Consider the following 26929-nt stretch of genomic DNA (forward strand, 5'->3'; position numbering starts at 1 on the left):
TTGGAATAGTGGTTATATTGAATTCGAATGGAGGTCGATCCTATGGGGCAAATCTTGCTCATCCTAGTATTACAACTCGTCTACGTACCGGTGCTGACGCTTCGGACCATCATGCTCGTCAAAGGAAAAACGATGATCGCAGGTCTGTTCGGGACGCTTGAGACGCTCATCTATATCTTCGCGCTCGGTATCGTCTTCCAAGATTTGACGACGCTCGGCATGGTCGTCTATGCGGTCGGATTCGGGCTCGGGATTCTCGTCGGCGGTTACGTCGAGCGTAAGCTTGCCATCGGCTACAATATGATCCAAGTGCACACGCAAGAGTTTCCGGCCGAGCTCATCCAAAAGATGCGCGACAGCGGTTATGGCGTGACGCACTACCAAGGGCAAGGACGTGACGGCATCCGCTATCGTCTCGACGTGTTGGCGGCGCGGACACGGATGAAAGATTTGCGGCAAATGGTCGAGGAGTATGAGCCGAAGGCGTTCCTCGTCGCATTCGACCCGATCGACTTTAAAGGCGGCTATATGATGAAAGGGCTCCGACGCCCGAAATGAACGGGACGACTCACGAAAGTGGGTCGTCTTTTTCGTGGAACGGGAATACCAAATACAAAGGAGATGAGCGAGTTGAGACGAAAAGGGTTATGGATCGTCGTGATTGGATTGATGCTCGTCGGTGGCACGCTGTTCGCCACCTCGTTTTGGAAGTCGGAGACGTCGATCAAACCGCCGCTCCCGACGGTACGGGTCGGGTCGGTGACGGCCGAAGTGAAGCAGTCGACATTCTGTTGGTCCAATGGGGGCGAGGCGGTATGTGAAGACCATGGGTTGCCGGAAGCGAACGACTTGCAGCTCGTACCGGTCGAGCCGGGCGCGGAGATCGCTGTCGAGTTCCATGCCGAACCAGCGAACGCCTCGTTCCATCGAATCATCGACGGGGAGCTCGTGTGGTCTGAACCGGTCGTCCCCGACGAACCGGGCGTCTATCTGTTCGAGACGGGTGGGGAGTGGCCGCGTGGGGACAGCCGTTACGTGTTCGGGGTCGAGGTCGAAGAATAAAAGAGTTGACCTGTCCGCTACGGGCGGCTTTACGATATAGGAGAAGGGGGGACGCCAATGATTCAAATCGGAAAAGTGGTCCATCTGACGGGGTTGTCCACGAAAGCAATCAAATGGTATGAAGCGAAAGGACTCGTCCAGCCGACTCGATTAGACAATCAGTATCGGTTATACGGGATGGAAGAAATAAGACGGCTGAACGAAATCAAATTACTGCGGCAAATGGGCATCTCGCTCGAACAAATTCAGACGGCAGGAAGTGTGAGCGAGTTACTCGACAGCAGGCTTGATGAAGTCCAACGCGAAATCGAGGCGTTGCGACAAGTCGAGCAACAAATCAAATGGATGCAAACAGGGGGAGATTCAATGAAAGTTCGTTATGAGATGTGGGACCGACCGAAAATCGTAAACGGTTATGTATCCGAACTCACCACAATCCCATTCGTTTGGGAGAAACTTCAGCCAGAACTGACGACAGATGAATCGTATGGCGTCTGTTTGGCGAAAGAAGAAGCCTATTTGGCAGGGATGACCGAACCGGTGAAGGGAAGGGATTCACGCCAAGTCGAACTGTCGGCAGGACGTTATCTTGTCGCCACGGTCGAAGGGGGAATCCCGGCCATCCCCACGACGTATAACCAAGTTTTGGCGTTGCCGGATGTGACGTTGCGGGATGCACTCGATTTTGAGCGCTACATTCACGGCCAAGACGGAGCCGACGATTTGATTGAGATTTGGTTACCTGTGCAATAAAAGAAGCGCTTTTCCCGAATTTGGGAAAAGCGCTTTTGAATTAGCGTGTCATGACTTTGTCGATAAGACCGTAGTCTTTCGCTTGGTCAGCTGACATGAAGTAGTCGCGCTCTGTGTCGCGCTCGATGACTTCAAGCGGCTGGCCTGTGTTGTCGGCCATGATTTGGTTCAACTTCTCGCGCATCTTGATGATGCGTTCGGCATGGATCTTGATGTCCGATGCTTGACCTTGCGTACCGCCGAGCGGTTGGTGAATCATGATTTCCGCGTTCGGAAGCGCGAAGCGTTTGCCTTTTTCACCGGCTTGGAGCAAGAAGGCACCCATCGATGCGGCCATTCCGATACAAATCGTCGACACGTTCGGCTTGATGAAGTTCATCGTGTCATAAATCGCCATTCCGGAAGTGATCGAACCACCCGGGCTGTTGATGTAAAGCGAGATGTCCTTATCTGGGTCCTCGGCTGCAAGGAAGAGAAGCTGGGCGACGATCGAGTTGGCGACGTTGTCGTCGATCGCACTTCCGAGCAAGATGATGCGGTCCTTGAGCAAGCGTGAGTAAATATCGTACGCGCGTTCCCCGCGACCTGTTTGTTCGATAACTGTTGGAATTAACATTGAATCTGCCTCCTTTATGTAGGTTGTAAACATATCATACCGCTATAGTCAATGTTGGTCAAACGATAGTCATCGTTTTTGACCTATTCCACGGTTTGATGATTCTAAAACGACAAAAGAGGCCAGGCATCTGCCTGACCTCTTTCTTTGATACACCCGGAGAGATTCGAACTCCCGACACCTGGCACCGGAAACCAGTGCTCTATCCCCTGAGCTACGGGTGCATGTTCTCTGACACGATTTATTATACATTTGTTTTTTTAAAAAAGCAATCCTGTTCCTATCACTTTTTTTTGAGCGCGATTTCCGGCTGTTCGATACAATAGGAAGCGAGAGGGGTGTGACCGATGCAACGGCAAGAACAGCAACAACTTCAAAAGCAACAGCTGACCCAGGACATGGTCCGACGGTTGCCGATTCTCGAGGCGGACCGGACCGCGATCGCGTTTCAACTCGGCCGGTTGTCGCGACGCAACCCATGTATCGCCACGGGGAAAGGTGCGGTCGACTGGGTGGCCGACACGGCGAGCGGGTTCGAGGATCGGTTGTTCGTGCAAATCGATGAAGGGAGCGGGACCGAGGCCCAAAAACAGCTTCAAAAGCAACTCGTCATGGCGCTCGATCATCGCGGCTTACTACCGGAGAGCGACTTCGTGCTTGGTCATCGCTTCGGGGTCGACGTGGCGGACATTGAGGCAGCTCGCCAAGCGCTCTTATTTTTAGAGCCGACGGGAATCGGGGCGAAGAACGAACGCGATTGCCAATATCGGCATGCGATCGAACATGACGACCCACTCGTCCTGGATGTGTTCGAGGCGCTCGACGCGAACGCCGATGACATCCCGACTCGACTCGGTATCTCGGCTGCCGAGTTCGACCGGGTGACGCGCATCGTGGCGACGTTGCCGAAAGTACCATTATTATATGAAGGAACCGAACATGTCGTTCCAGAACTCGAAGTCGTCCGGCGGGACGGCGGGCTCGTGACGACGTGGTTCAGCCCGACGATCGATGCGGCTCGAATCGGGGACGACCGCGAGGCGAAGTGGTGGCACGAGACGCTCGAGATGCGGAACGCGACGCTCCGGTCGGTATGGGAGCTCATCGCCGAACGTCAGCAGGACTGGCTCGACGGCAAACTCGTCTTGCATCCGTTGACGCGGAAAGAAGTCGCCGAGCGGATCGGCAAGCACGAGTCGACCGTCGGACGGGCGATTCAAGGCAAGTATGTGGCGACCGAGGGCGGTGTCATGGCGTGGCGGCATTTTTTCGTCCGGTCGACGGAGCATGGGCAATCGCCGTTCATGGTGAAAAAGGCGCTCGCCGAACTGATTCAACAAGAGACGTCGCCTTTGAGCGATGCCGCGCTCACACGGGAGTTGGCACGGCTCGGCTATACGGTGACGAGACGGACCGTGGCGAACTATCGGGAAGCGCTCGGTTTTGGAAACTCGCGGGAGCGGGAACGACAATATTGGAAAGGAGGGGACTGACATGGTCCTGACGTTATACCGCCGCGACAACTGCTCGCTCTGCGAGGAGGCGCTCGTCATGCTCGAATGGCTCATGGAAGACTATCCGTTCGAGCTCGAACAGATCGACATCACGGGCAACGAAGAACTCGAGGCGAAATACTTGTTTGAGATCCCCGTCGTCTTACACGAGGGGCGCGTCATTAGTCAAGGGCGATACGATGACAGTAAAGTTGAAGATTTTGTTAAGTATACGCTTACATCGAAAAAAAACGTTTGAAGGGGTTGCAAGACGGAAAGGTCATTGATAAGATGAAGTCGTAGCGGTGGGACGCAAATATAAAAGTGGGACAAAAATTGTCCACGCTTTAAGTCGAGGGGGAATGAGCATGATCCAGCAACTGATTCAAGTTCAGAAGCAAATCGTTCCCGACATGCTCGATACGCTCCGACATCGTTACGACATCTTACATTATGTCCGATTGATGCAGCCGATTGGCCGCCGGACATTGGCCACAAGCCTCGGGCTGACGGAACGAATCCTAAGACGAGAAGTCGACTTTTTGAAAGACCAAGGTCTGTTGATGGTCGCTACTCAAGGTATTTCCCTTACGGAATCGGGCCGAAACGTTCTCCGGGACTTGCATGAGGTGATGGGAGAAATCCTAGGCATCTCGGAAGTCGCACGAGAACTCGAGCGCAAACTAGGCGTTCGCCAAGTCGTCATCGTACCGGGTGATTCCGACGAGACGTTCTGGGTCCAGCGAGATATCGGTCGGGCCGCCGTCACGCAACTGAAAGCGCGACTGGCACCGGACGACAATATCATCGCGGTCACAGGCGGGACGACGATGGCATCGGTTGCGGCCATGATGTCGCCCGATAAAAAAGAACGGCCGATGCATTTCGTGCCGGCACGCGGCGGACTCGGAGAGACGCTTGAGTTACAGGCGAACACCGTCTGCTCTCGAATGGCCGACCGAGCCCATGCCGACTATCATTTACTCCACATTCCGGACGAGGTTTCGCAAGAGACGTTCGAGCGGATGGTGGAGGAACCTAGCATAAAAAATGTCCTGGAAATGATTAGAGCGGCGCGAATAGTGGTACATGGAATTGGTGAGGCGGAAACGATGGCGAAACGTCGTCACGCGTCACCGGAGCATTTGCGGATGATCGAACGGCACGATGCCGTCGCCGAGGCGTTCGGATATTACTTCAACGCTGAAGGTGAAATCGTGCATCGGGTCAAGACGGTCGGGATCCAATTAGAGGAACTCGACGACATGGACACCGTCATCGCTGTCGCCGGAGGGAAATCAAAGGCACAGGCGATCGCCGCATATGCGAAACACACGCCGAACATCATCCTCGTCACAGACGAAGGTGCGGCGACAGAATTATTAACTCGTTATTAAAGAGTTGACCCCCGTTGGCTCTTCAATAAATAGCTTCTACCCTAAGGAGGAAATTAACTATGGCAGTAAAAGTTGGTATTAACGGATTTGGACGTATTGGTCGTTTGGCATTCCGCGAGATCATCAAAAACGAAGGAATCGAAGTTGTTGCAATCAACGACTTGACTGACACGAAGATGCTTGCTCACCTTCTCAAGTACGACACGACTCAAGGTCGTTTCGACGGAGACGTTGAAGTACACGACGATCACTTCCTCGTAAACGGCGAGAAAGTCATCACACTTGCTAACCGTAACCCAGAAGAACTTCCATGGGGCGAGCTCGGTGTTGACATCGTACTCGAATGTACTGGATTCTTCACAGACAAAGAAAAAGCGGAGCTTCACTTGAAAGCTGGCGCTAAAAAAGTTGTCATCTCGGCTCCAGCTACAGGTGACATGAAGACTGTCGTTTACAACACAAACCACGACATCCTCGATGGTACAGAGACAGTTATCTCTGGTGCTTCATGTACGACAAACTGCTTGGCGCCAATGGCGAAAGTTCTCCAAGACCAGTTCGGAATCATCGAAGGTCTCATGACAACGATCCACGCTTACACAGGCGACCAAAACACGCTTGACGCTCCACACCCGAAAGGCGACTTCCGTCGTGCACGTGCGGCAGCAGCAAACATCGTACCGAACACAACTGGTGCGGCTAAAGCGATCGGCCTCGTTATCCCAGAACTTCAAGGTAAACTTGACGGTGCGGCACAACGTGTACCAGTTGCTACAGGTTCACTCACAGAGCTCGTAACAGTTCTTGAGAAAACTGTATCTGTTGACGAAATCAACGCAGCAATGAAAGCAGCAGCGAACGAGTCTTACGGTTACACTGAAGACGAAATCGTATCTTCTGACATCGTCGGAATCACTTACGGTTCACTCTTCGATGCTACGCAAACTAAAGTAATGACAGTTGGCGACAAGCAACTCGTTAAGACAGTTTCTTGGTACGACAACGAAATGTCTTACACTGCACAATTGGTTCGCACACTCAAGCACTTCGCTGAAATCGCGAAGTAAGTTCGTGAACTAAATAGAATCAAATAGGAGCGGAAACAAGAGATTGTTCTCCGCTCTATTTATGAAATTGACACGCACGACATATGGAGGCGAAGGTTATGAACAAACAGTCTATTCGTGACATCGATGTAAAAGGGAAACGCGTCTTTTGCCGCGTTGACTTCAACGTTCCACTCAAAGATCGCGTCATTCAAGATGAAACGCGGATCCAAGCGGCTCTTCCAACGATCAAGCACTTGATCGACGGCGGCGCGAAAGTCATTTTGGCGAGCCACCTCGGCCGTCCAAAAGGCGAGAAGAACCTCGAGTACTCACTCGCACCGGTCGCTAAACGTCTCGCTGAACTTCTCGGCAAAGATGTACCCCTCGTTGAAGAGGCGTACGGTCCAGTCGCAGAAGAAGCCGTTTCAAAACTTGGTGAAGGTGACGTCGTCGTTCTCGAGAACGTCCGTTTCTACCCTGGTGAAACGAAAAACGACCCAGAACTCGCGAAAGGTTTCGCGGCACTCGCTGATATCTTCGTCAACGACGCGTTCGGTGCGGCTCACCGTGCCCACGCTTCAACAGAAGGTATCGCGCAAAACGTGGACCACGCGGTAGCTGGTCTCTTGATGGAGAAAGAACTTGAAGTCCTCGGGAAGGCACTCTCGAATCCAGACCGTCCGTTCACGGCGATTATCGGCGGATCGAAAGTTGCTGACAAGATTGGGGTCATCGACCACCTTCTTGACATCGTTGACACACTCATCATCGGTGGCGGTCTCTCGTACACGTTCTCGAAAGCACTCGGGCACGAAGTCGGGACGTCACTCCTTGAAGAAGACAAGCTCGACCTCGCTCGTCAGTTCATGAAAAAAGCAGAAGACAAAGGCGTGAAGTTCTTGATGCCGGTCGACTGTGTCATTGCGAAAGAATTCGGCGAAGAGACATACGTCGGACCAGTCGATATCGACTCGATCCCTGCGGATCACATGGGTCTTGATATCGGACCGAAGACAGTCGAAATTTACGCTGAAGCGATTCGCGAATCGAAACTTGTCGTTTGGAACGGACCGATGGGCGTATTCGAACTCGATAAGTACGCTAACGGAACGAAAGGTGTCGCTCAAGCACTCGCAGACAGCGACGCATACTCAATCATCGGTGGTGGTGACTCAGCCGCGGCAGCAGCCAAGTTCGGCCTTGCTGACCAAATGAGCCACATCTCGACTGGTGGCGGCGCTTCACTCGAATTCATGGAAGGCAAGAAACTTCCAGGCGTCGAAGCGTTGAACGACAAGTAAAACAGAGGAGGGTTATCGATGCGTAAACCGATTATTGCAGGTAACTGGAAAATGAACAAAACACTCTCGGAAGCAGTCGCTTTCGTAGAGGAAGTAAAAAACAACATCCCGTCAACGGACAAAGTTGACGCGGCGATTGGTGCACCAGCTGTATTCTTGGCCCCAATGGTAGAAGCGGCTAAAGGATCGAACTTGAAGCTCAGTGCACAAAACATGTACGACAAAGACAGCGGGGCATACACAGGCGAAATCAGCCCGGCCATGGTCGCTGACCTCGGCGTGACATACGTCATCCTTGGCCACTCAGAGCGTCGCGAATACTTCGGCGAATCTGATGCGTTCATCAACAGCAAAACGAAAAAAGCGTTCGAACACGGTCTTACGCCAATCGTTTGTGTCGGTGAAACATTAGAAGAGCGCGAAGGCGGCAAGTTCGAAGAAGTCATCAAGACGCAAGTCGAAGGTGGCCTCGCGGACCTCTCAGCTGACCAAGTCAAACAACTCGTCATCGCGTACGAGCCAGTTTGGGCAATCGGCACTGGTAAATCAGCGGACGAAGCAGACGCGCAAAGCTCATGCAAATATGTTCGTGACGTGGTAAAAGGTCTTTACGGTGAAGACGTGGCGGCTGCGGTTCGCATCCAATACGGTGGTTCTGTAAAACCTGAGAACATCAAGGAGTATATGGCGCAAGAAGACATCGACGGCGCACTCGTCGGCGGTGCTTCACTTGAAGCTGCTTCGTTCCTCAAGTTGTTGGAGGCGATTTAAATGGCAAGACCAGTCGCCCTCATCATCTTAGATGGTTTTGGAATGCGGAACGAGACGTTCGGTAATGCGGTCGCTGCAGCGAACAAACCGAACTTCGACCGCTTCTGGGAGCAGTATCCACATACGCTCTTGAACGCGAAAGGCGAGTACGTCGGCCTTCCGGAAGGTCAGATGGGGAACTCGGAAGTCGGTCACTTGAACATCGGTGCCGGCCGGGTCGTCTATCAGTCACTTTCACGCGTCAACAACGCCATCAAAGACCGTTCACTCTTCGACCGCCAAGCGATGAATCACTTGGCCGGACATGTGAAAAAGTATGATTCGAGCCTCCACATCATGGGCCTCGTCTCAGACGGTGGGATTCACTCTCACATTAACCACATGTACGCCATCGTTGAGTTCGCGAAACTCCACGGTATTGAAAAAGTCTACATTCACGCTTTCACGGACGGCCGTGACTGTGATCCGAAATCAGGCGCTGGCTTCCTCGAACAGACGGAAGCGAAGCTGGCTGAACTCGGACTCGGTCAAGTCGCTAGCGTGTCTGGACGCTACTATGCCATGGACCGCGACAACCGTTGGGAACGCGTCGAGAAAGTATACGACGTGCTCGTCAACGCGAAAGGCGAAGTCGGCACGAATTCGGTCGACGTTCTTAAACAGTCATACGCAGACGGCTTGACGGATGAATTCGTTCTTCCGACGGTCATCGAGAAAGACGGACAACCGGTCGCGACGATCAAAGACAACGACGCGATCATGTTCTTCAACTTCCGTCCGGACCGGGCGATTGAACTTGCGAAAGTGTTCAAAGAGAAGACCGGCTTCAAAGGCTTCGAACTTTCGAGCGCACATCCAGAGAACATCTTGCTCGTCTCGATGACGAAGTTCTCAGATGAAATCGACACGGACATCGTCTTCCCACCGGAAGATTTGAAAAACACGCTCGGCGAAACACTCGCCGCGCAAGGGTACAAACAGCTCCGCGCCGCGGAAACTGAGAAATACCCGCACGTCACGTTCTTCTTGAACGGACAACAAGAAACACCGTTCGAAGGTGAAGATCGTTTCCTCGTGCCGTCACCGAAAGTGGCGACGTACGACTTGCAACCGGAAATGAGCGCATACGAGCTCACAGAAGGGTTGCTTGAACGCATCGAATCGGACGCGTATGACGCGTATATCATAAACTACGCGAACCCGGACATGGTCGGCCATTCCGGTATGCTCGAACCGACGAAGAAAGCTGTCGAAGTCGTCGACGAATGCCTCGGTAAAGTAGTGGACGCACTCATTGCCAAAGGCGGCGCGGCGATCATCACGGCGGACCACGGGAACGCTGACCTCGTCACGAACCCGGACGGCTCACCGATGACGGCCCACACGACGGAACCTGTACCATGTATCGTCACGAAAGAAGGGGTGGAACTGAAACCAGTTCTCCAAGGTGCGTTGTGCGACCTTGCCCCGACACTCCTTCACCTTCTCGGTGGAGAGCAACCGGCAGAAATGACCGGCACATCAATCGTCACGAAGTAACAAAAAAACTTTCCAAACAAAAAGGAGCGAATTTTCATGTCAATGATTACAGAAATTTACGCACGCGAGATTTTGGATTCACGCGGTAACCCAACAATCGAAGTAGAAGTCTTCACAGAAGACGGCGGTTTCGGCCGTGCCCTCGTCCCATCAGGCGCATCAACTGGTGAGCACGAAGCAGTCGAACTCCGTGATGGCGACAAGTCACGTTACCTTGGTAAAGGCGTACTCAAAGCCGTTGCTAACGTAAACGACACAATCGCACCAGAACTCATCGGCTACGATGTATTCGACCAAAACGCACTCGACCGTAAAATGATCGAGCTCGACGGTACGAAAAACAAAGGTAAACTCGGCGCAAACGCGATCCTTGGTGTCTCTATGGCAGCAGCACACGCAGCAGCAGACGAGCTCGGCCTTCCACTTTACACGTACCTCGGTGGATTCAACGCGAAGACGCTTCCAACTCCAATGATGAACATCATCAACGGTGGTTCGCACGCTGACAACAACGTTGATTTCCAAGAGTTCATGATCATGCCTGTTGGCGCGCCAACGTTCCGTGAAGCGCTCCGCATGGGTGCAGAAGTATTCCACGCCCTCAAATCAGTTCTTTCTGGTATGGGTCTTAACACAGCTGTCGGTGACGAAGGTGGTTTCGCACCAAACCTTAAGTCTAACGAAGAAGCGATCACAGTTATCCTTGAAGCAATCGAAAAAGCTGGTTACAAAGCTGGCGAAGACATCTACCTCGCAATGGACGTTGCGTCTTCTGAGTTCTACGACAAGTCGACTGGCAAGTACGAACTCGCTGGTGAAGGCAAGTCAATGACAACTGCTGAGCTCGTAGACTTCTACGCTGAGCTCGTAAGCAAGTACCCAATCATCTCAATCGAAGATGGTTGCGACGAGAACGACTGGGACGGCTTCAAATTGCTCACTGACAAAATCGGTGACAAAGTTCAGCTCGTTGGGGATGACCTCTTCGTAACGAACACTGAGAAACTTGCTGAAGGTATCGAAAAAGGAATCTCGAACTCGATCCTCATCAAAGTTAACCAAATCGGTACGCTCACAGAAACATTCGACGCGATCGAAATGGCTAAAAAAGCTGGTTACACAGCTGTTATCTCACACCGTTCTGGTGAAACAGAAGATGCGACTATCGCAGACATCGCTGTTGCGACAAACGCTGGTCAAATCAAAACTGGTTCGCTCTCGCGTACAGACCGTATCGCGAAGTACAACCAACTTCTCCGCATCGAAGACATGCTCGGCGATGTAGCGAAATACGACGGTATCAAGTCGTTCTACAACCTCAAAAAATAATTGATGTTTTCAGGCTCGCCTCATGGCGGGCCTGTTTTTTTGTGGGTAGATTAGATGTTCATCAGACGGTGGGACGACTGATTGGTCGTCAACCCGTCCTGGCGGCACCGATGCTTTCTGCAGGCAATCCACGGAGCCTCCTCGCACTCCGTGCTTGCGGGGTCTCCGTTAGATTGCTTTCCTGCAAGAGTCACGGTACCGCTTGGACGGACGCGGACGCTCTCTGTCGAGCCTTCGTCATCGACACCTCGTCGTGCTGTATACTGAACTTGTTATGGATGAGGAGTAAGGGGGAGTCATATGGACCAATCGCATGAGCAAGAAAAAAGGTTGAGTGGCGGGAACGTGTCGACCGTCTATAAAAAGGGGAACCACGTCTATCGCACGCAGAAAGAGGGAAGTGCGAAAGTCCATTGGTTGCTAACGCATTTGGAGGCGAAGGGGATAGCAGGTGTTCCTCGATTTGTCGGAGTTGATGAACAGGGCCGAGAGGTGTTGACGTACCTCGAAGGCGAGACGGCCGATTATCCGTTGAAAGCCTACATGTGGTCCGATGAGGCGATTCGAGACGCCGCTCGATTGATGCGTCGGCTGCATGACGCGACCGCGGATGTCGAGTGGCCGTCTGACTGGCAACCGCTCGACGATACGCCAAAACCGTTTGACGTGATTTGCCACAACGACTTCGCCGTCTACAATACGATTTTCCATGACGGCAAAGTGGCAGGGGTCATCGACTTTGATTTGGCGGCCCCGGGACCACGAGCCTGGGATATCGTCTATGCGCTCTATACGTTCGTCCCGCTCAGCCGGCGTCATCAAGCCGAGTCGGGAGAAGTCGTCCACTATGAGGCTGAGCGCGATGATGTGATCTATCGAAAACGAGTGACCTTGTTCTTAGAGGCGTACGATTGGGAAGGTTCGACTCCGGAGTTGTTGGACATGTTGCTATTGCGGATTGAGGCACTCTATCTGTTAATCGAACGAAAAGCCTCAGAAGGGGACGTTGCTTTCCAAACGATGATGGATGAAGGACACCACATGCATTATCAAGAAGAATATCGTTTCATCGAGGCGAACGGCAAGAAATGGTTTTGAGAAAGGATGGAAGACGAGCGCTTGCCGACCGCTCATTCCGGGAATAGAAGAGTGTAGGTAAAAGGAGGCGTTCGTCATGATGATCAGCGGTTTTCTCCTTCTTCTCATCGCGCTCGGTGTCGGCGGTTGGTTCCTGTATAAGGTTATGGACGACCGGAAATGGTCGTGACGTGCGTCACGGCCGTTTTTTTTTGGTGCGTGAACGCTGGGAAATTGGGTATAATCATCAAATACAGCACAACAAAGGAGAGACGTCCATGACACGCGTACGGAAAGCCATCATCCCGGCCGCCGGGCTCGGTACACGCTTCTTGCCGGCGACGAAGGCGATGCCAAAAGAGATGCTCCCAATCGTCAACAAACCGACGATCCAATTCATCGTGGAAGAAGCCGTCGCTTCCGGCATCGAGGACATCATCATCGTGACCGGGAAGAACAAACGCGCCATCGAGGACCATTTCGATCGGGCCATCGAGCTCGAACAGAACCTCGAGTCGAAAGGCAAGACTGAGCTCCTCGAGTCGGTGCGTCACTCGTCGAACCTCGCCAACATCCACTACATACGGCAACAGGAGCCGAAAGGGCTCGGCCACGCGATTTGGTGTGCCCGCAAGTTCATCGGAGACGAACCGTTCGCCGTCCTGCTCGGGGACGATATCATCGAAGCGGACGTGCCGGCGACGAAGCAATTGATCGACCAGTACGAGCAGTATGAGCGCTCGATCATTGGGGTGCAGCGCGTCCCGTATGAAATGACGAATCGATATGGTATAATTGACCCGCTTGCCGTCGAAGGGAAGCTGATCCCGGTCCGGACGTTCGTTGAGAAACCGGCCATTGGAGAAGCCCCATCGAACCTCGCCATCCTCGGCCGTTACATTTTGACGCCGGACGTCTTCGAGGCGTTGTCGGCGCAAGAAGTCGGGACGGGAGGCGAGATCCAATTGACGGACGCCATCGCTCGTTTGAACGAGGTGGAGACCGTCTTCGCCTATGAATTTGACGGGCGCCGCTATGACGTCGGGGAACCGATCGGCTTCATCGAAGCGACGATCGCCCACGCGCTTTGCGACCCAGATTTAAAAGCCAACGTCCATACGCTCTTGAAGCGCTTCGTGGACGAACTCGAACAACAGTAAGGTGTGTTATTTTTGAAAACAATGTTAATGGTCTGTCAAAATTATTATCCGGAGATCGGCAGTGCCGGTAACCGGATGCAAAATATTACGCATCTCATGAAAGAACGCGGCTACGAGGTGGAGGTCATCACGGCCGCCCCGTCGTATCCGAACTTCAACTTGTACAAAGACGACCGCTTCTGGAACGACAAGGCGCTCAACAACCAGTCGTTCATCAAGCGTCTCATCACGAAGAAACGCAAGCATACGTCGAACATGGTGAGCCGGCTCGCTTTGTTTTTGGAACAGATGATTAAAGGCGTCGCTGCCGTCCAAAAGCTCGACTCGAAACCGGATGTCGTCTTTGCGACGACCCCGTCTTTTTTTATGGCGTTCGTCGGTGTGTATGCGAAACGCAAGTACGGCGTCCCGTTCATCCTGGACGTCCGTGACCTGTGGCCGGAGTCGGTGAAAGGCGTCGGTGTGTTCAAACACGATTGGATGCTCGCCCCGGCGTTCTGGTTCGAGAAGCGTCTCTACAAGTCGGCCGATGCAATCATCATCAACTCGGAAGGGTTCCGCAGCTATCTTCGCCAGCGCGGTGTCGACAACGAGATGATCCACTACATGCCGAACTCGATTCGTGAGAGCGAGCGCAACCTCGAGCGGACCGTCCCTGAGGACGACCGGATGGAGATTCTATACGCTGGGAACATGGGCCTCGCCCAAGACGTGTCGCTCTTGCTTGAACTCGCGGAGCGGTTCCGTGACGAGCCGCGTGTCCATTTCAAATTGATTGGCTATGGGTACCGCAAGAACGAGTTGAAGGAGACGATTAAAGCTCGCGGCTTCAAGAACTTCCTTTTCCTCGAGGCGATGCCACGGACGGAGGCGTTCCAAGCCATCAAGAACGCGGACGTCGCGTTCGTCAGCTTGATTGAGCAAGAAGTGTTCGATACGGTCATCCCGGGCAAACTGATTGATTACATGGCGGTCGGTAAACCGATCGTCGCGGCGGTGTCAGGCCATGCGGCGAATGTCATCGAATCGGCCGAGGTCGGTTACGTGTCACGGAAGCGTGACATCAACGAAATCGAGCACATGCTCCGTAAACTGCTCGAACGTCCCGAGTTGCGTGAGAAATACGGCGTGAACGGGATCCGTTATGTGAAAGACAATTTGTGTTGGGAAAACAACATCCACGTCCTCGAAGACGTGATAGAAAAAGTAACGATGGAGGAAACACGATGAAATCAGTATGTATGTTTGTATGGAATCACTTTACGAATGACGCGCGCGTCTTGCGCGAATGCTCGGCACTTGCCGAGGCGGGATATGAAGTCGATTTGATCGCGCTCCAAGACCCGAAAAACCCGTCGCTCCCGAAAGAAGAGATGCGTCCGGAAGGATTCCGCGTCATCCGTGTCAAACGTCAACCGTCGATCTTGGTGAACGGCATGAAAATGGCGAGCCAAGTGAAAAAGTGGATTTTTGCGAAAAAAACACGCAAAATCGGTGCGGGACTCGTCGGTGCGGGACTTGTCATCCTCGCACCGCTCACAATGATTGGACTCGGCGCGGCAGCAGGAGCGATCCTTCTCCCGCCGGTCCGTAAGCAAATCGTCAACGCGAGCGCGATGCTCGAGATGGTGTTCACTTCGACGAAGAAGTCGTACGATTTCTATCACGCCAACGACTTGAACACGCTCCCACAAGCTTTGATTGCCGGGAAAATCGTCAACAAAGGCAAGATCGTCTACGATTCGCATGAAGTCCAGACGGACCGGACCGGTTACGGCTACATCCAAAGTAACCTCGAAGGCTGGCTCTTGCCGTACGTCGACTCGATGATGGTCGAGAACCACACGCGCGCGGCGCACAACGAGGAGCTATACGGCTTCTACCCGTACGTGCTCCACAACTATCCGTTCTATCGTCCGCTCGACTTTACGCTCCGCAAAGACTTGCATGCACTCCTCGACTTGCCGAAAGATGAGAAAATCCTCTTGTACCAAGGTGGCATTCAAGCCGGCCGCGGACTCGAGCAGCTCATCCTCGCCGTCAAGGACTTCAAAGAAGGCACGCTCGTCATGATCGGGGACGGGAAACTCAAGCCGGTGATTAAACAGATGATCGAGGACGAAGGCGTCAGCGACCGTGTCAAGATGATTGACAAAGTACCGGTCGAGGCGTTACCGTACTATACGATGAACGCATATCTTGGTTTCCAAGTGTTGAACAACGTCTGCTTCAACCACTACTCGGCGTCATCGAACAAGCTGTTCGAATATTTGATGGCCGAAGTACCGGTCGTCTCATGTGACTTCCCGGAAATCGAACGGGTCGTCGCCGGGAACGACGTCGGTGTCGTCGTCGACTCGCACGATCCGAAATCGATCGCCGAAGGCGTCAACCGCCTGCTTGACGATCTAGCACTCTACGCCCGTGTCAAAGAGAACACGAAGACGGCGCGTGAGCAATATAACTGGGATTTGGAAAAAGAGGCACTCTTGAACGTCTACACGAACGTCGTGGAGCGCAAGTTGCCGATTATGAAAGACGGTGCGCCAAAGCCAGCTCAACAGTAAGACGAAGACTGCGGCTTTGTGCCGCGGTCTTTTTTATATGGAAGGGGGAAATTTGATGAAACGTCAGCAACAACATCTATTGCGTCAACAAGTCTGGAAGAAGCTCCAATCGATTTCCTTGAAGGATATCGCCTGGATCATCGCCGGCTCATTCATTCTCGCGTTCGGGGTGAACTACTTCACCGTCCCGAACGATTTCTCGGAAGGCGGCCTGCTCGGGGTCACCATCATTCTGTATTACATGTTCGGCTGGGACCTCGGGGTCACGTCGATTATCGGGAACGGGATCTTATTCATCGTTGGTTATAAGCTGCTCGACCGCCGGACGATGGTCTATTCGGTCGTCGCCGTCATTGCGACGTCGTTCTTCCTCAGCTTGACCCATAGTTGGGGCAGCCCGGCCGAGGATAAACTGCTCGCGGCGGTCTATGCCGGAATCATGATCGGGGTCGGCATCGGTATGGTACTCCGCGTCGGTGGGACGACCGGGGGCGGGGTCATCATCGCCCGCCTCATGGAGCGGTATTTGCACATGAGCGTCGCCGTGTCGATGTTCATCATCGATGCCATCGTCGTCGGAGCGTCAGGCTTTATCCTCGGGGAGCAGGTCGTGCTCTATACGTTGATTGCCATCATCATCGGCTCGTGGGTCATCGACCTCGTTGCCGAAGGACTCAACATCCGTAAGGCCGTCACCATCATCAGCGACAAGCAAGAAGAGCTCGCCGTCGTGTTGACGGAGACGCTCGGCCGCTCGGCGACGATTATCCACGGTCACGGCTACTATACGAAGCAGGATAAGAACATGCTGTATATGATCGTCGACAAGCGTCAAATCGGTCCGCTCAAGCGAATCGTTGAAGTGACCGATCCACGTGCCTTCGTCGTCATCCACCAAGTGAAAGAGGTCATCGGGGAAGGGTTCAGCTACCCATCTCGATAATTTGAACGCTGGCGTTTTGACGCCAACTTCTATATAATAAGAAGCGTGTAAAAAGAAGGAGGAACTGACTACTATGCAAACGATCGCTACAATCAGCCTGCTCGTCGTGGCTGTTTTATTGATTGTCGTCGTACTGCTCATGTCAGGTCGGTCGCAAGGTCTTGGGGCGATTGCAGGTGGCGCGGAGCAGTTGTTCGGCCGCCAGAAAGCGCGCGGCTTCGACGCTGTTTTGAACCGAACTGCAGCTGTACTAGGCACGTTGTTTTTCATTTTAGGATTACTAGTCGCATCATTATGATGAAAGGCTGATCGTTCTCGATTTTTACGTGAGGCGGTCGGCTTTTGTTTTTTTCAATTATTTTTTGGGAATAATGGATTGTATGAGGAGATGACGTTAGCAATGAAGATTACAGCACCGAAACCGTTCTTCTTTGAAGGCGGACCACGTGCCGTGTTGATGTTACATGGCTTTACCGGATCGAGCGCGGATGTCCGCATGCTCGGTCGTTTCCTGCAAAAAGAAGGCTATACGTGTATGGGTCCCCAGTACCGGGGTCATGCCGTCCCGCCGGAAGAATTGCTCCAGTACGGACCGGCGGACTGGTGGGAAGACGTCATGAACGCCTACCAGTCGTTGAAAGATAAAGGCTATGAGGAGATTGCCGTCTGTGGCCTCTCGCTCGGCGGCGTCATGTCACTCCGTCTCGCTTCACAGGAGAACGTCAAAGGTGTCATCCCGATGTGCGCCCCGACCGGAATCGATGCCGAGGATCGGTTATACAAAGGAGTCCAAGCCTATGCTCGAGAATATAAATCTCGAGAAGACAAATCGCCTGAGCAGATCGAACAGGAGATGGCGGACTTCAAACCGATGCCGACGCTCAAGGATCTCCGTGCCTTCGTCCGTGACACGACGACAAAACTTGAAGATATTTTCGTCCCGGCGCTCGTCGTCCAAGGGGCGAAAGATCGCATGGTCGATCCCGAATCTGCACACGAGATTTACGAGGCGATTAACGCGTTCCAAAAAGAACTGCTCATGTTCGAGGAGTCGGGACACGTGATCACACTCGATAAAGAAAAAGAGAAACTGCACCAGGACGTGCTCGATTTTCTCGAAACGTTAGACTGGTCAGTTTGAAAAAGGAGGTGTCACGTTGAATTTACGTGACCAACTACTAGAAATCATTCAGACAAGCGACAAAGCTTTAACTGTCGACCAATTGACCGAGCGTCTCGCGCTCGAGTCGACGGATGCCTTTAAAGAGCTCATCCGCACCTTGAACACCCTCGAAGAAGAGGGTTTGATCGGCCGCACCCGGACGAACCGTTACGGGACGCTCGCCGTGCTCGGCCAAGCAGCGGGGATCATCTCGATCCACCAACGCGGCTTTGGCTTTTTATCGGTCGAAGGCGAGACGGAGGACGTGTTCCTTCCGCCCGACCAATTGAAAGACGTCTACCACGGGGATACGATACTCGTCAAAAAACGTGAGGACAACCGCGGCAAGACCGAGGGCGTGCTCCTCAAAGTATTGAAGCGCGGCTTGTCGGAATTCGTCGGGACGTATACGCTCCCGAGCGGACGCCTCGACCAGTTCGCCTTCATCGAGCCGGACGACAAGCGCATCAACTTCTGGCCGGTCGTCAACCCGGATAAATCGCTCGGTGCCGTCGATGGCCATAAAGTCGTCGTCCGCATCACGAAATATCCGGACGGACGTTTCGCCGGAGCGTGTGACGTCGTCCGCATCATCGGACACAAGAACGACCCAGGCGTCGACATCTTGTCGATCGTCTATAAGCACGGCATTCCGACGGAGTTCCCGGAAGATGTCATCGACCAGGCGAACGCCGTGCCGGACGAGGCCGATGAGAATGACTTCATGGGCCGCGTCGATCTTCGCAACGAGACGATTTTTACGATCGACGGCGAAGACGCGAAAGACTTGGACGATGCCGTCCACGTCAAGAAACTCGACAACGGTAACTATGAGCTCGGCGTCCATATCGCCGACGTGTCACATTACGTGACGGAAGGGTCACCGCTCGACGTCGAGGCGTTCGAACGGGGGACGAGTGTGTATCTCGTCGATCGCGTCATCCCGATGTTGCCGCACCGTCTCTCGAACGGGATCTGTTCGCTCAACCCGCACGTCAACCGGTTGACGCTCAGCTGCGTCATGGAGATCTCCCCACAAAACGGGAAGGTCGTCAACCATGAGCTGTTCCCGAGTGTCATCAAGACGACGGAGCGGATGACGTATACGAACGTCCGTGAAATCATCGAACGCGATGACGAAGCGACGCTCGAACGTTACGAGCCGTACATCCCGTTGTTCGACCTGATGGCCGAGCTCGCGGAAGTGCTCCGTACGCGCCGTAACTCGCGTGGTGCCATCAACTTCGATTTCGCCGAGGCCAAAGTCGTCGTCGACGAAGAAGGCAAACCGGCCGACATCGTCTTACGTCCACGCTCGGTCGCCGAGAAGTTGATCGAAGAGTTCATGCTCGCGGCCAACGAGACGGTCGCCGAACACTTCCACAAGATGGACGTGCCGTTCATCTATCGTGTCCACGATAACCCGAAACCAGACAAGCTCGATTTCTTCTTCGACTTCGTCGCGAACTTCGGTGTGCATATCGAGCGGTTCAAAGGCCAAAAGGTCGAACCGAAGACGCTTCAGAAGATTTTGAAGGCGATCTCGGGTGAACCGGAAGAGCCGGTCATCAGCACGATCATGCTCCGTTCGATGCAACAGGCGAAGTACGATGACGTCTCGCTCGGCCACTTCGGCCTCGCGACCGACTTCTATACGCACTTCACGTCGCCGATCCGTCGTTACCCGGACTTGATTGTCCATCGTCTCATGCGCACGTACGCCTTCAACGGTGACTTGTCAGAGAAGACGATTGCCAAGTACGAGGACCGTCTCGACTCCATCGCCGAACAGGCGTCGAAGCGCGAGCGTCGTTCGGTCGATGCCGAACGCGAGACGCAATCCTTGAAGAAAGCCGAGTACATGGAATCACGTCTCGGTGAAGAGTTCGACGGCGTCGTCAGCGGTGTCACGAACTTCGGAATGTTCATCGAGCTCCCGAACACGATTGAAGGACTCGTTCGTCTCCAGTCGATGGATGACTACTACCACTTCGACGAGTCGCAGCTCATGTTGCTCGGCGAGCGGACGAAACGTCAGTTCCGCATCGGTGACTCGGTGCGCGTCAAGGTCGACGCCGTCAACTTGGACGAGCGCACGATCGACTTCACCGTCGTCGGCATGCCGAAGCGGGAACAGTCGCGCCGTCGCCAACCGACGACGATCAAAGCGACGGAAGGTCGTCCGAAGAAGGATGACAAAAAAGGCCGCGGCCGTGACGACAAACGTCCGAAGCGCGGCAAACCGGGTAAACCAGGGAAACCGGGCCAAGCCGGGAAACCGTCGAAACCAGGCGAGAAACCGAAGACGTCGCAAGGACGCTCGGCACTCGACTTGAAAAAGAAAGACGGTCAAAAACGAACAGGCGACGCCAAACGCGGAGCGAAGAAGCGTCGTTGACGGGAGGGGGCGACCCCTCCTCCATATTGAAGTAAAGGACTGAATGTCTATGGCCAAGAAGAAAGATTCGAACGCACTCGCGCAAAACCGAAAAGCGTCTTTCGATTATGCGATCGAAGATACGATTGAAGCCGGCATGGTGTTGACGGGGACCGAGATTAAATCGGTGCGCCAGTCAAAAATCAATATCGCCGACGCGTACGTCCGCTTTGACGGTGGCGAGGCGACGCTTCATAACTGTCATATTAGCCCGTTCGAGCAAGGGAACCGGTTCAACCACGAACCGCTCCGTGTCCGAAAGCTATTGTTGCACAAGAAGCAAATCAATCAGCTCATCGGCGCGCAAGGGCGTGACGGGTATACGATCATCCCGCTCAAAGTGTATCTGAAGAACGGCTTCGCCAAATGTCTCCTCGGCATCGGGCGCGGGAAGAAGAAGTATGACAAGCGCGACGACTTGAAGAAGAAAGATGCGAAGCGCGACGTCGACCGGGCGCTCCGGGACCGGCAAAAATACTGACAGCGAGACCTGATTGTGGTATAGTTGTTGTAGTACCAATTACCACCTCGGGGACGTTATGGATTCGACGGGGGTAGGTCGGTCGTATGTGGCGTGTCGAGGGGTCGGCCTCGTTAAAACGCAAACGCCTATAACTGGCAAAACTAACACACAACTCGCAGCAGCCTAAGTGCCCTGCGGATCCTGACATCCATCGCTTGTGTGGATGATTATCAGGGTCTCAAACTAAGCAAGCTACGCTTCAACCTCGCCGTCTGAGGGCGCGAAGAAGAGATGAATCAGACTGGATGCGACAACGCCTGTTTATCGGCAGTGTCACATTGAGATTCAATAGATAAACTACACACGTAGAAGCATGCGTTACGATGCCTTCGGACGCGGGTTCGACTCCCGCCGTCTCCATTTTTAAACAGTCTGCAACGACTGCAATCAATGATTTTTAATGAAGACCTTCTAATTTCATTGAGATTAGAAGGTCTTTTGAATTTGACGGAGCAACTTAATCATAATGAAATGAAAGCAGGTGAATCGAATGGGGAAATATCAATTAGATACGAAAAGTAAAGTGGCGGCTGCCAAGTATCAAGACGGTAAAAAACCAGCTGTATCGAATAAAAAAGATAAGATCAATCAGATTCGAGAATCATATTTGCAGAAGCAAAAAGATAAGCAACAATCTGTGGAATGATTAGATAGTTTAGCTGACTTCAGGTGTTCTGTTATAAGAAGTTGAAATTAAAGAAGAGGGTCATCCGTGTGTATTTTATGCGTGGGTGGCTCTCTTCTTATTTCTCTTTTAATGATTTCAGAGAGATATAGTTAGCTGATTTATTATGCTATCATTTACATTATAAAGTTATTTAAGCTACTACTAAATGTTTTTTAATGGAATTTTTATTCTATATTTTTTAGTGAAGGAGATTTCTAATGATTTTAAGTCGATTAAATTTATATGATTTTAGAAAGTTTAATTCTGTAGGTAGCAAACCTGGTATTTCAATATTGTTTAATGAAAATCTTAATATTATTATTGGTGAAAATGATTCAGGTAAAACCGCCATTATTGATGCTCTAAAACTATTGCTTGGAACTTCAAGTGATGATTACGAAAAAATTAGGTTAGAAGATTTTTATCGAAATGATGATGGTTTATTTGTTGAAAAATTCGTTATTGAAGGAATTTTTTCGAAATTAAACGAAAAGGAAGCAGGTATATTTTTAGAATGGCTCTCTTTTAATGCCTCTAAAGAATATGAATTAAGAGTCGTAATGGAGGTGGAGAGAAAAACTAGTGAAAATGGAAATGAGTATTTTGATAAAAGATTAATGGCTGGAGAAAAAAACTGTGAATTAAGATTTAATGGAAATGCCAGAGCTATCTTAAAAGCCACTTATTTAAAACCCTTAAGAGATGCAAATATAGAGTTGAAATCAGGTGTGAAATCTAGGCTCGCAAATATCTTGAAAGCTCATATTTTATTTAAGGAAGAGGGCGCAACTCAGTTAACTAATATTATGGAAGAAGCAAATGAAAAAATTGAAGGTTTCTTTGAAACTGAATATTCTCCAGGAAAATCAATAACAAATGATATTGAAAACATTTTAAAAAATTTTTATGATGAAACAGACAAAAACAAAGCTAAATCTACATTTAGTATTTCTAGAGGAGATTTGACATCAATCCTAAGAAAATTAAGTTTAGACAACGAAGAACTCAATCTAGGATTAGGGAATCAAAATCTTTTATTTATGGCTACAGAATTTTTACTATTGAATGAAATTGTAGATGACAGAAATATAATAGGGCCTCATTTAATTTTAATTGAGGAGATAGAAGCTCACTTGCATACTCAAGCACAAATAAGATTAGTTAAGTACTTAGAGGACACATTTATAAAAGGAGAAATCTCAAGACAATTAATTCTTACCACGCATAGCTCAGATTTAGTTGCATCGATTAATCCTGAGAGTATCTTAATGATTCACAAAAATACGTGTTATCCGATGAGTAGAGAATATACTAGTCTAGACAGTGAAGACTATAAATTCTTAGAGCGTTTTTTAGATGCGACAAAAAGCAATTTATTTTTTGCCAAAGGCATAATATTCGTAGAAGGTGAGTCTGAGATGTTACTTCTGCCTACTTTAGCAGAAATCATAGGTCTACCTTTACATAAATATGGTGTTTCTGTTGTTAATGTTCATGGAACTTCATTTGAACGGTATTTAAAACTATTTTCTAGATCCGAAGTTTGGAATGAACTCTTTGACAATCGTTCTATCGAAATGCCAATATCAATCATTACGGATTTAGATGTTAAACCGTATGTTTATTACGAGACAAATCCGAAAGACATATTTTCTATTAAGACTTTTGAGAGATTAAATCAAATGTGTAGCACCTTAGAAATAGTACCTGATGATTTTCTAATGGAGGATTTAGAAATAGAATTTTCTACGTTAAATCAATTAGCCAAAAATTATAACTTTAAAGTGCCTGTTGATAAAAAAGAAGAACTTGAAACTATTTTAAAACTTCAAATAACCGAGGAATTTATTAGACAAACTATTGATAGTAAAAGAACATCAATTAGTGAAAAATATTCTGTTTATAATAGTAATCATCAAATTTTTATCACACCTGAATGGACTTTGGAATACAGCATAGCAAAGAGTAAACTATTTATAGAGCTTTTCACATCAATTCATAATTTAAGATATCAAAAGCCTTTTGAAGGAAAGTATCTAAAAATCTTTAATGATTATAAGGAGCATTTAGAGAGCTTAGAGGGCATCAATGACTTTACGGCACTAGAGATATTCTCACCAGTATTGAATAAACTTGTATCTAAAGCAGAACTTGCTCAGAATTTTAGTTTATTAATTTTACAGAAGTTTAAGGACGAAAAAGAAGACATGAAGACGAAGTTGTTAGAAGATCACTATTTCTTTTATTTAGTATCAGCTATATTGCACGCGACCAAAAAGTCAATAGACGATATTAGAGTAATTGATTCTTCTGAAGAAGGTAGTAAACAATGATTAGTTCTTTTAAAGAATCTTTGTTAAGTGAGATTGAAAGCTGTTTGTTATCAGATAATATCCATTTTTCATCGCAACAAAAGGAAGTCCTTCGTAACAATAACAGTGTAAATGTTATTGCGGGCCCAGGGTCTGGGAAAACAACGGTTCTGATAGCTAAGTGCGCATTGCTATTAAAAAGCGAAAATCATAAAGATAAAGGAATTTGTGTGATTACTCATACAAACGTTGCGGTTGATGAAATAAAGTCGGGCTTAAAAAAAGCTGGAATAAACGAAATTAGTCATCCAAATTTTGTAGGGACTATTCAGGATTTTATTATTCAGTACTTTTCTAGAAAAGCTTTTCACTTATTTTTGAAAGACACAGAAATGAAGATATTGGACACTGAAGAGTACTACAATCAATTTTGTAAGGTTTTTTCTGTTCTAAAGCCAGCTGAATATAGTTATTATCCGCCACGGCTGTATTTTGCAATACAAATGTGCACAATAATGCAACGAAAAGTACAGAACTTTGCCAGCTGGGTTTTAGTGTTTCGACAACGCATGCGTGACACGATAACTGTCACCTGTGAAATTTAATATGTGAGCGTGATGGATGACGCGATCGACGAGTGCCGCCGTTAGGCGCGCGTCGCCAAAGATGCGATTCCACTGGCTGAACTCAAGGTTGGACGTGATGATCAAGCTCTTTCGCTCATACCAGTCAGTGATGAGATGGAACAGGAGTTCCGCAGATTCTTTTGTGAGAGGGATGTATCCCATCTCGTCCAAAATGATCAGGTCTGCCGATTCGAGACGTGAATGGAAGCTGCTCAGCTTCCCATCCCTCCAGGCCTTGTTAAGTTGCTCTACGAGCTCGGAGACCCGGAAGAACCTCACCTCATAACCTTTGTGACAAGCTTCTCTCCCGAGTCCGATGGCCAAATGGGTCTTTCCCGTCCCCGGGGACCCTGTCAGAACGACGTTCTGTGAATGCTCGACGAAATTCAATGAGGTCAGTTCGTCCTTATCCAAATGCTTCGGGAAATAGATGTGATTGCCCCAGTGATAATCGTCGAGTGACTTGTTGTTGATGAATTTAGCCTTTTTGATTAACCGTTGCGCTTTCGCTTCCTCGCGGAGGCGCATTTCCATCGAGAAAAGCTCCGTGAGAAACTTTTCAGGGGATTCCGTTGGAATCGATTCATAGATTTCAGCGACATAGGCAAGGCGGAGCGATTTGCACATTTCTTTTAGGCTCATACTGCACCACCTTCTCCCCAAGGCCGATTCAGGCTATCGTACTTGCTCCAATCCACATCATAAGGATGGTCCTCAACCACGGCTGGATCGTCGTCCTCGCTCAGTAGCTCGTATAGGCGTTCATTGATCTCGAGGATTGGATAGAGTGCGAGCTTGGCTCGGATCCAGGCCAGTCTTTCCTGCCGAACGAGTAAGTTGGGTACGCCCAGGTATTCTTTGATTCTACCCGGCAGATATTCGGAATAACGGGAGTGCCCGAAGCTTCTCGGCTTCTTGTGCCAAGTGCTGATGATGTTTTCCCATGGGAGCGCACGCTTTGTCATCATGTAGGGACGTTTTTCTTCGTAAAGGATTTCTCCGTGAAGTGAGAGAATCTTCATCGAATCCCACCTTAAGATGGCGCGTACTTGCCCATGACGAGCCCCTGAAGGGATCAAGACTTTCGTCTTATCGATCGTTATTTCGCCGTACTTGTTCACCTTGAACAGTTCTTCCTTGAAGACGGGGAAGTCTTCTTGAGGTAATCGCAATAGATGTCTCTGCTCTTTTTCGAACAGCTCACGGATCAGCACATGCTTTTCGTAATGGACTCGCTCCATGTCGTCCCGTAGGGAAACTGCGAGCTGTCGGTTCATCGAATCGTAATCATGCATGACAGGGGCCGGGACAAGAAAGTTGTATCGAACGTATCCGACCTTGTTCTCGACACTTCCTTTCTCGTTCCCGCTGTAAGGATTACAGCTTTGGACTTGGAATCCATAATGAGCCATGAACTGCATGAAAGCATCGGTATAGATCGCCTCTTCCCTCGTCGTTCGCGGTTGGATGACTGCCGCGGGGAGATTATCAATTCGGAGTTGTTGCGGCACACCGCCGATTTCTTCAAAAAGCATTTTGAGTCCCGTCAGGAAGCACTCTTGGTTTTCTGCGGGGAGGGCGACGGCTGCCGTACGGTTGCTGAAGGGCAGACTCATGACGAGGCACTTCATATCGACCGCATGACTATCTTTGACGACTTCCATCGTCCCGAAATCCACCTGCGCCTCACCCGGAGGGTGCTGCAGTCGTTCATGCCTTGTGTCGTTTTCCTCTTCGCTTGTCATATGCCAGTTCTTGATGAAATTGCACACCGTTCGATAAGAGCCCTCGAATCCGTTCGCCACCAGCGTTTCATAAATCTTTTTATTCGTTCGTCTCAACTTTTTCTGAAGCATCTGATCCTCTGTCAACCAATCTTCGACCATCTCGCCCCATTTCGTTCCGTACATCATGCCCCTCTTGGGGCGAATGGTTTCGCTTGGCAATTGAGCTGAATCCGCGTATTTTTTTACCGTCCTCCAATTGAGGTCTAGATTTTTAGCGATTCGATTGATTGAATGTGATTTGTGGTTTCTAAGAAATTTGATACAATTGATATCGGACATTGCTAGCATTCCTTCCATCTCCTAACGTTCTTGTTTCGCAACTTAAACGTTAGGGTGAGATTATGGTTGCTGGCAAGTC

At 50.5% G+C, this 26929-nt stretch carries 26 protein-coding genes, 1 tRNA gene and 1 other RNA gene; 24 read left to right on the forward strand and 4 right to left on the reverse strand.

Going from position 1 to position 26929, the window contains the following annotated elements:
* Positions 1-42: 42 nt before the first annotated feature.
* The 3 genes from NMQ00_RS04845 (at position 43) to NMQ00_RS04855 (ending at position 1815) form a co-directional block, all read left to right on the forward strand.
* Positions 43-558 carry a DUF2179 domain-containing protein gene (locus NMQ00_RS04845; protein WP_255178181.1) on the forward strand — a complete coding sequence of 172 codons (516 nt, stop codon included), beginning with the start codon at positions 43-45 and terminating at the stop codon, positions 556-558.
* A gap of 63 nt (positions 559-621) precedes the next feature.
* On the forward strand, positions 622-1062 hold the full coding sequence (locus NMQ00_RS04850) for a hypothetical protein (RefSeq protein WP_255178182.1): 441 nt from the start codon (positions 622-624) through the stop codon (positions 1060-1062).
* Positions 1063-1119: 57 nt separating this feature from the next.
* Entirely contained in the window at positions 1120-1815 is a 696-nt protein-coding gene (locus tag NMQ00_RS04855) for a MerR family transcriptional regulator (protein WP_255178183.1), read from the forward strand.
* 40 nt (positions 1816-1855) lie between these two features.
* Here the strand turns inward: NMQ00_RS04855 and clpP are convergent, their stop codons facing one another.
* Positions 1856-2431 carry an ATP-dependent Clp endopeptidase proteolytic subunit ClpP gene (clpP, locus tag NMQ00_RS04860; protein WP_024370422.1) on the reverse strand — a complete coding sequence of 192 codons (576 nt, stop codon included), beginning with the start codon at positions 2429-2431 and terminating at the stop codon, positions 1856-1858.
* 151 nt (positions 2432-2582) lie between these two features.
* A tRNA-Arg gene (locus NMQ00_RS04865) sits at positions 2583-2655 on the reverse strand.
* Between the two features lie 123 nt (positions 2656-2778).
* Here NMQ00_RS04865 and NMQ00_RS04870 point away from each other — a divergent pair.
* The 21 genes from NMQ00_RS04870 to NMQ00_RS04970 all read left to right on the forward strand — a co-directional run bounded on the left by NMQ00_RS04870 (position 2779) and on the right by NMQ00_RS04970 (position 24763).
* Entirely contained in the window at positions 2779-3924 is a 1146-nt protein-coding gene (locus NMQ00_RS04870; protein ID WP_255178184.1) for an RNA polymerase factor sigma-54, read from the forward strand.
* Between the two features lies 1 nt (position 3925).
* A complete protein-coding gene (locus NMQ00_RS04875) occupies positions 3926-4183 on the forward strand; it encodes a glutaredoxin family protein (RefSeq protein ID WP_255178185.1) in 258 nt (85 codons plus the stop codon).
* Between the two features lie 109 nt (positions 4184-4292).
* Positions 4293-5321 carry a sugar-binding transcriptional regulator gene (locus tag NMQ00_RS04880; protein WP_021065445.1) on the forward strand — a complete coding sequence of 343 codons (1029 nt, stop codon included), beginning with the start codon at positions 4293-4295 and terminating at the stop codon, positions 5319-5321.
* A 59-nt stretch (positions 5322-5380) separates the two neighbouring features.
* Positions 5381-6388, forward strand: coding sequence for a type I glyceraldehyde-3-phosphate dehydrogenase (gene gap / locus NMQ00_RS04885; RefSeq protein ID WP_021065446.1), 1008 nt, complete (start codon positions 5381-5383; stop codon positions 6386-6388).
* A 98-nt stretch (positions 6389-6486) separates the two neighbouring features.
* Positions 6487-7671, forward strand: coding sequence for a phosphoglycerate kinase (locus tag NMQ00_RS04890; protein WP_131437839.1), 1185 nt, complete (start codon positions 6487-6489; stop codon positions 7669-7671).
* Positions 7672-7689: 18 nt separating this feature from the next.
* Complete coding sequence (gene tpiA / locus NMQ00_RS04895) at positions 7690-8442, forward strand: triose-phosphate isomerase (protein WP_021065448.1); 753 nt, start codon at positions 7690-7692, stop codon at positions 8440-8442.
* The gene (gene gpmI / locus NMQ00_RS04900) at positions 8443-9981 is read left to right on the forward strand and encodes a 2,3-bisphosphoglycerate-independent phosphoglycerate mutase (protein WP_255178186.1); all 1539 of its coding nucleotides are present in this window, start codon (positions 8443-8445) and stop codon (positions 9979-9981) included.
* Between the two features lie 36 nt (positions 9982-10017).
* Complete coding sequence (gene eno / locus NMQ00_RS04905; protein WP_214751758.1) at positions 10018-11310, forward strand: phosphopyruvate hydratase; 1293 nt, start codon at positions 10018-10020, stop codon at positions 11308-11310.
* A gap of 300 nt (positions 11311-11610) precedes the next feature.
* Complete coding sequence (locus NMQ00_RS04910; RefSeq protein WP_255178187.1) at positions 11611-12408, forward strand: phosphotransferase; 798 nt, start codon at positions 11611-11613, stop codon at positions 12406-12408.
* Positions 12409-12665: 257 nt separating this feature from the next.
* Positions 12666-13547: a UTP--glucose-1-phosphate uridylyltransferase GalU gene (gene galU / locus NMQ00_RS04915; protein ID WP_255178188.1), complete on the forward strand. Its 882-nt coding sequence runs from the start codon at positions 12666-12668 to the stop codon at positions 13545-13547.
* 21 nt (positions 13548-13568) lie between these two features.
* Positions 13569-14777, forward strand: coding sequence for a glycosyltransferase family 4 protein (locus NMQ00_RS04920; RefSeq protein ID WP_255178680.1), 1209 nt, complete (start codon positions 13569-13571; stop codon positions 14775-14777).
* On the forward strand, positions 14774-16114 hold the full coding sequence (locus NMQ00_RS04925) for a glycosyltransferase (protein WP_255178189.1): 1341 nt from the start codon (positions 14774-14776) through the stop codon (positions 16112-16114). Before NMQ00_RS04920 ends, NMQ00_RS04925 begins: the two co-directional genes overlap by 4 nt.
* Positions 16115-16169: 55 nt before the next feature.
* On the forward strand, positions 16170-17057 hold the full coding sequence (locus NMQ00_RS04930; protein WP_255178190.1) for a YitT family protein: 888 nt from the start codon (positions 16170-16172) through the stop codon (positions 17055-17057).
* Between the two features lie 73 nt (positions 17058-17130).
* Positions 17131-17355 carry a preprotein translocase subunit SecG gene (secG, locus tag NMQ00_RS04935; RefSeq protein WP_012726902.1) on the forward strand — a complete coding sequence of 75 codons (225 nt, stop codon included), beginning with the start codon at positions 17131-17133 and terminating at the stop codon, positions 17353-17355.
* Between the two features lie 102 nt (positions 17356-17457).
* On the forward strand, positions 17458-18198 hold the full coding sequence (locus tag NMQ00_RS04940) for an alpha/beta hydrolase (RefSeq protein ID WP_255178191.1): 741 nt from the start codon (positions 17458-17460) through the stop codon (positions 18196-18198).
* Positions 18199-18214: 16 nt separating this feature from the next.
* On the forward strand, positions 18215-20617 hold the full coding sequence (rnr, locus tag NMQ00_RS04945; RefSeq protein ID WP_255178192.1) for a ribonuclease R: 2403 nt from the start codon (positions 18215-18217) through the stop codon (positions 20615-20617).
* 49 nt (positions 20618-20666) lie between these two features.
* The gene (gene smpB / locus NMQ00_RS04950; RefSeq protein ID WP_029595066.1) at positions 20667-21137 is read left to right on the forward strand and encodes an SsrA-binding protein SmpB; all 471 of its coding nucleotides are present in this window, start codon (positions 20667-20669) and stop codon (positions 21135-21137) included.
* 49 nt (positions 21138-21186) lie between these two features.
* Positions 21187-21542, forward strand: a transfer-messenger RNA (tmRNA) gene (gene ssrA, locus NMQ00_RS04955).
* A 127-nt stretch (positions 21543-21669) separates the two neighbouring features.
* Positions 21670-21825: an alcohol dehydrogenase gene (locus tag NMQ00_RS04960; protein ID WP_255178193.1), complete on the forward strand. Its 156-nt coding sequence runs from the start codon at positions 21670-21672 to the stop codon at positions 21823-21825.
* A 239-nt stretch (positions 21826-22064) separates the two neighbouring features.
* On the forward strand, positions 22065-24179 hold the full coding sequence (locus tag NMQ00_RS04965) for an ATP-dependent nuclease (RefSeq protein ID WP_255178194.1): 2115 nt from the start codon (positions 22065-22067) through the stop codon (positions 24177-24179).
* Positions 24176-24763 carry a UvrD-helicase domain-containing protein gene (locus NMQ00_RS04970; protein ID WP_255178195.1) on the forward strand — a complete coding sequence of 196 codons (588 nt, stop codon included), beginning with the start codon at positions 24176-24178 and terminating at the stop codon, positions 24761-24763. The genes NMQ00_RS04965 and NMQ00_RS04970 overlap by 4 nt, the downstream gene beginning before the upstream one ends.
* Here the strand turns inward: NMQ00_RS04970 and istB are convergent.
* Both istB and istA read right to left on the reverse strand, forming a co-directional pair.
* Positions 24710-25426, reverse strand: a complete 717-nt coding sequence (gene istB, locus NMQ00_RS04975) for an IS21-like element helper ATPase IstB (RefSeq protein WP_147538924.1) — start codon at positions 25424-25426, stop codon at positions 24710-24712. The two genes, NMQ00_RS04970 and istB, sit on opposite strands and share 54 nt — an antisense overlap.
* On the reverse strand, positions 25423-26868 hold the full coding sequence (gene istA, locus NMQ00_RS04980) for an IS21 family transposase (protein ID WP_369696451.1): 1446 nt from the start codon (positions 26866-26868) through the stop codon (positions 25423-25425). Before istA ends, istB begins: the two co-directional genes overlap by 4 nt.
* Positions 26869-26929: the final 61 nt, after the last annotated feature.

This window comes from Exiguobacterium aurantiacum (assembly GCF_024362205.1).
Taxonomy (GTDB): Bacteria; Bacillota; Bacilli; order Exiguobacteriales; family Exiguobacteriaceae; genus Exiguobacterium; species Exiguobacterium aurantiacum_B.

Bases quoted from the DNA above. Each gene is read 5' to 3' on its own strand.
- tpiA (WP_021065448.1), top strand. From the start codon at position 7,690: ATGCGTAAACCGATTATTGCAGGTAACTGGAAAATGAACAAAACACTC.
- NMQ00_RS04920 (WP_255178680.1), top strand. From the start codon at position 13,569: ATGTTAATGGTCTGTCAAAATTATTATCCGGAGATCGGCAGTGCCGGT.
- eno (WP_214751758.1), top strand. From the start codon at position 10,018: ATGTCAATGATTACAGAAATTTACGCACGCGAGATTTTGGATTCACGC.
- NMQ00_RS04940 (WP_255178191.1), top strand. From the start codon at position 17,458: ATGAAGATTACAGCACCGAAACCGTTCTTCTTTGAAGGCGGACCACGT.
- gap (WP_021065446.1), top strand. From the start codon at position 5,381: ATGGCAGTAAAAGTTGGTATTAACGGATTTGGACGTATTGGTCGTTTG.
- NMQ00_RS04850 (WP_255178182.1), top strand. From the start codon at position 622: ATGAGCGAGTTGAGACGAAAAGGGTTATGGATCGTCGTGATTGGATTG.
- NMQ00_RS04960 (WP_255178193.1), top strand. From the start codon at position 21,670: ATGGGGAAATATCAATTAGATACGAAAAGTAAAGTGGCGGCTGCCAAG.
- NMQ00_RS04855 (WP_255178183.1), top strand. From the start codon at position 1,120: ATGATTCAAATCGGAAAAGTGGTCCATCTGACGGGGTTGTCCACGAAA.
- NMQ00_RS04870 (WP_255178184.1), top strand. From the start codon at position 2,779: ATGCAACGGCAAGAACAGCAACAACTTCAAAAGCAACAGCTGACCCAG.
- NMQ00_RS04930 (WP_255178190.1), top strand. From the start codon at position 16,170: ATGAAACGTCAGCAACAACATCTATTGCGTCAACAAGTCTGGAAGAAG.
- galU (WP_255178188.1), top strand. From the start codon at position 12,666: ATGACACGCGTACGGAAAGCCATCATCCCGGCCGCCGGGCTCGGTACA.
- NMQ00_RS04925 (WP_255178189.1), top strand. From the start codon at position 14,774: ATGAAATCAGTATGTATGTTTGTATGGAATCACTTTACGAATGACGCG.
- NMQ00_RS04890 (WP_131437839.1), top strand. From the start codon at position 6,487: ATGAACAAACAGTCTATTCGTGACATCGATGTAAAAGGGAAACGCGTC.
- clpP (WP_024370422.1), bottom strand. From the start codon at position 2,431: ATGTTAATTCCAACAGTTATCGAACAAACAGGTCGCGGGGAACGCGCG.
- NMQ00_RS04845 (WP_255178181.1), top strand. From the start codon at position 43: ATGGGGCAAATCTTGCTCATCCTAGTATTACAACTCGTCTACGTACCG.
- NMQ00_RS04875 (WP_255178185.1), top strand. From the start codon at position 3,926: ATGGTCCTGACGTTATACCGCCGCGACAACTGCTCGCTCTGCGAGGAG.
- secG (WP_012726902.1), top strand. From the start codon at position 17,131: ATGCAAACGATCGCTACAATCAGCCTGCTCGTCGTGGCTGTTTTATTG.
- gpmI (WP_255178186.1), top strand. From the start codon at position 8,443: ATGGCAAGACCAGTCGCCCTCATCATCTTAGATGGTTTTGGAATGCGG.
- NMQ00_RS04965 (WP_255178194.1), top strand. From the start codon at position 22,065: ATGATTTTAAGTCGATTAAATTTATATGATTTTAGAAAGTTTAATTCT.
- istA (WP_369696451.1), bottom strand. From the start codon at position 26,868: ATGGAAGGAATGCTAGCAATGTCCGATATCAATTGTATCAAATTTCTT.
- smpB (WP_029595066.1), top strand. From the start codon at position 20,667: ATGGCCAAGAAGAAAGATTCGAACGCACTCGCGCAAAACCGAAAAGCG.
- NMQ00_RS04910 (WP_255178187.1), top strand. From the start codon at position 11,611: ATGGACCAATCGCATGAGCAAGAAAAAAGGTTGAGTGGCGGGAACGTG.
- istB (WP_147538924.1), bottom strand. From the start codon at position 25,426: ATGAGCCTAAAAGAAATGTGCAAATCGCTCCGCCTTGCCTATGTCGCT.
- NMQ00_RS04970 (WP_255178195.1), top strand. From the start codon at position 24,176: ATGATTAGTTCTTTTAAAGAATCTTTGTTAAGTGAGATTGAAAGCTGT.
- NMQ00_RS04880 (WP_021065445.1), top strand. From the start codon at position 4,293: ATGATCCAGCAACTGATTCAAGTTCAGAAGCAAATCGTTCCCGACATG.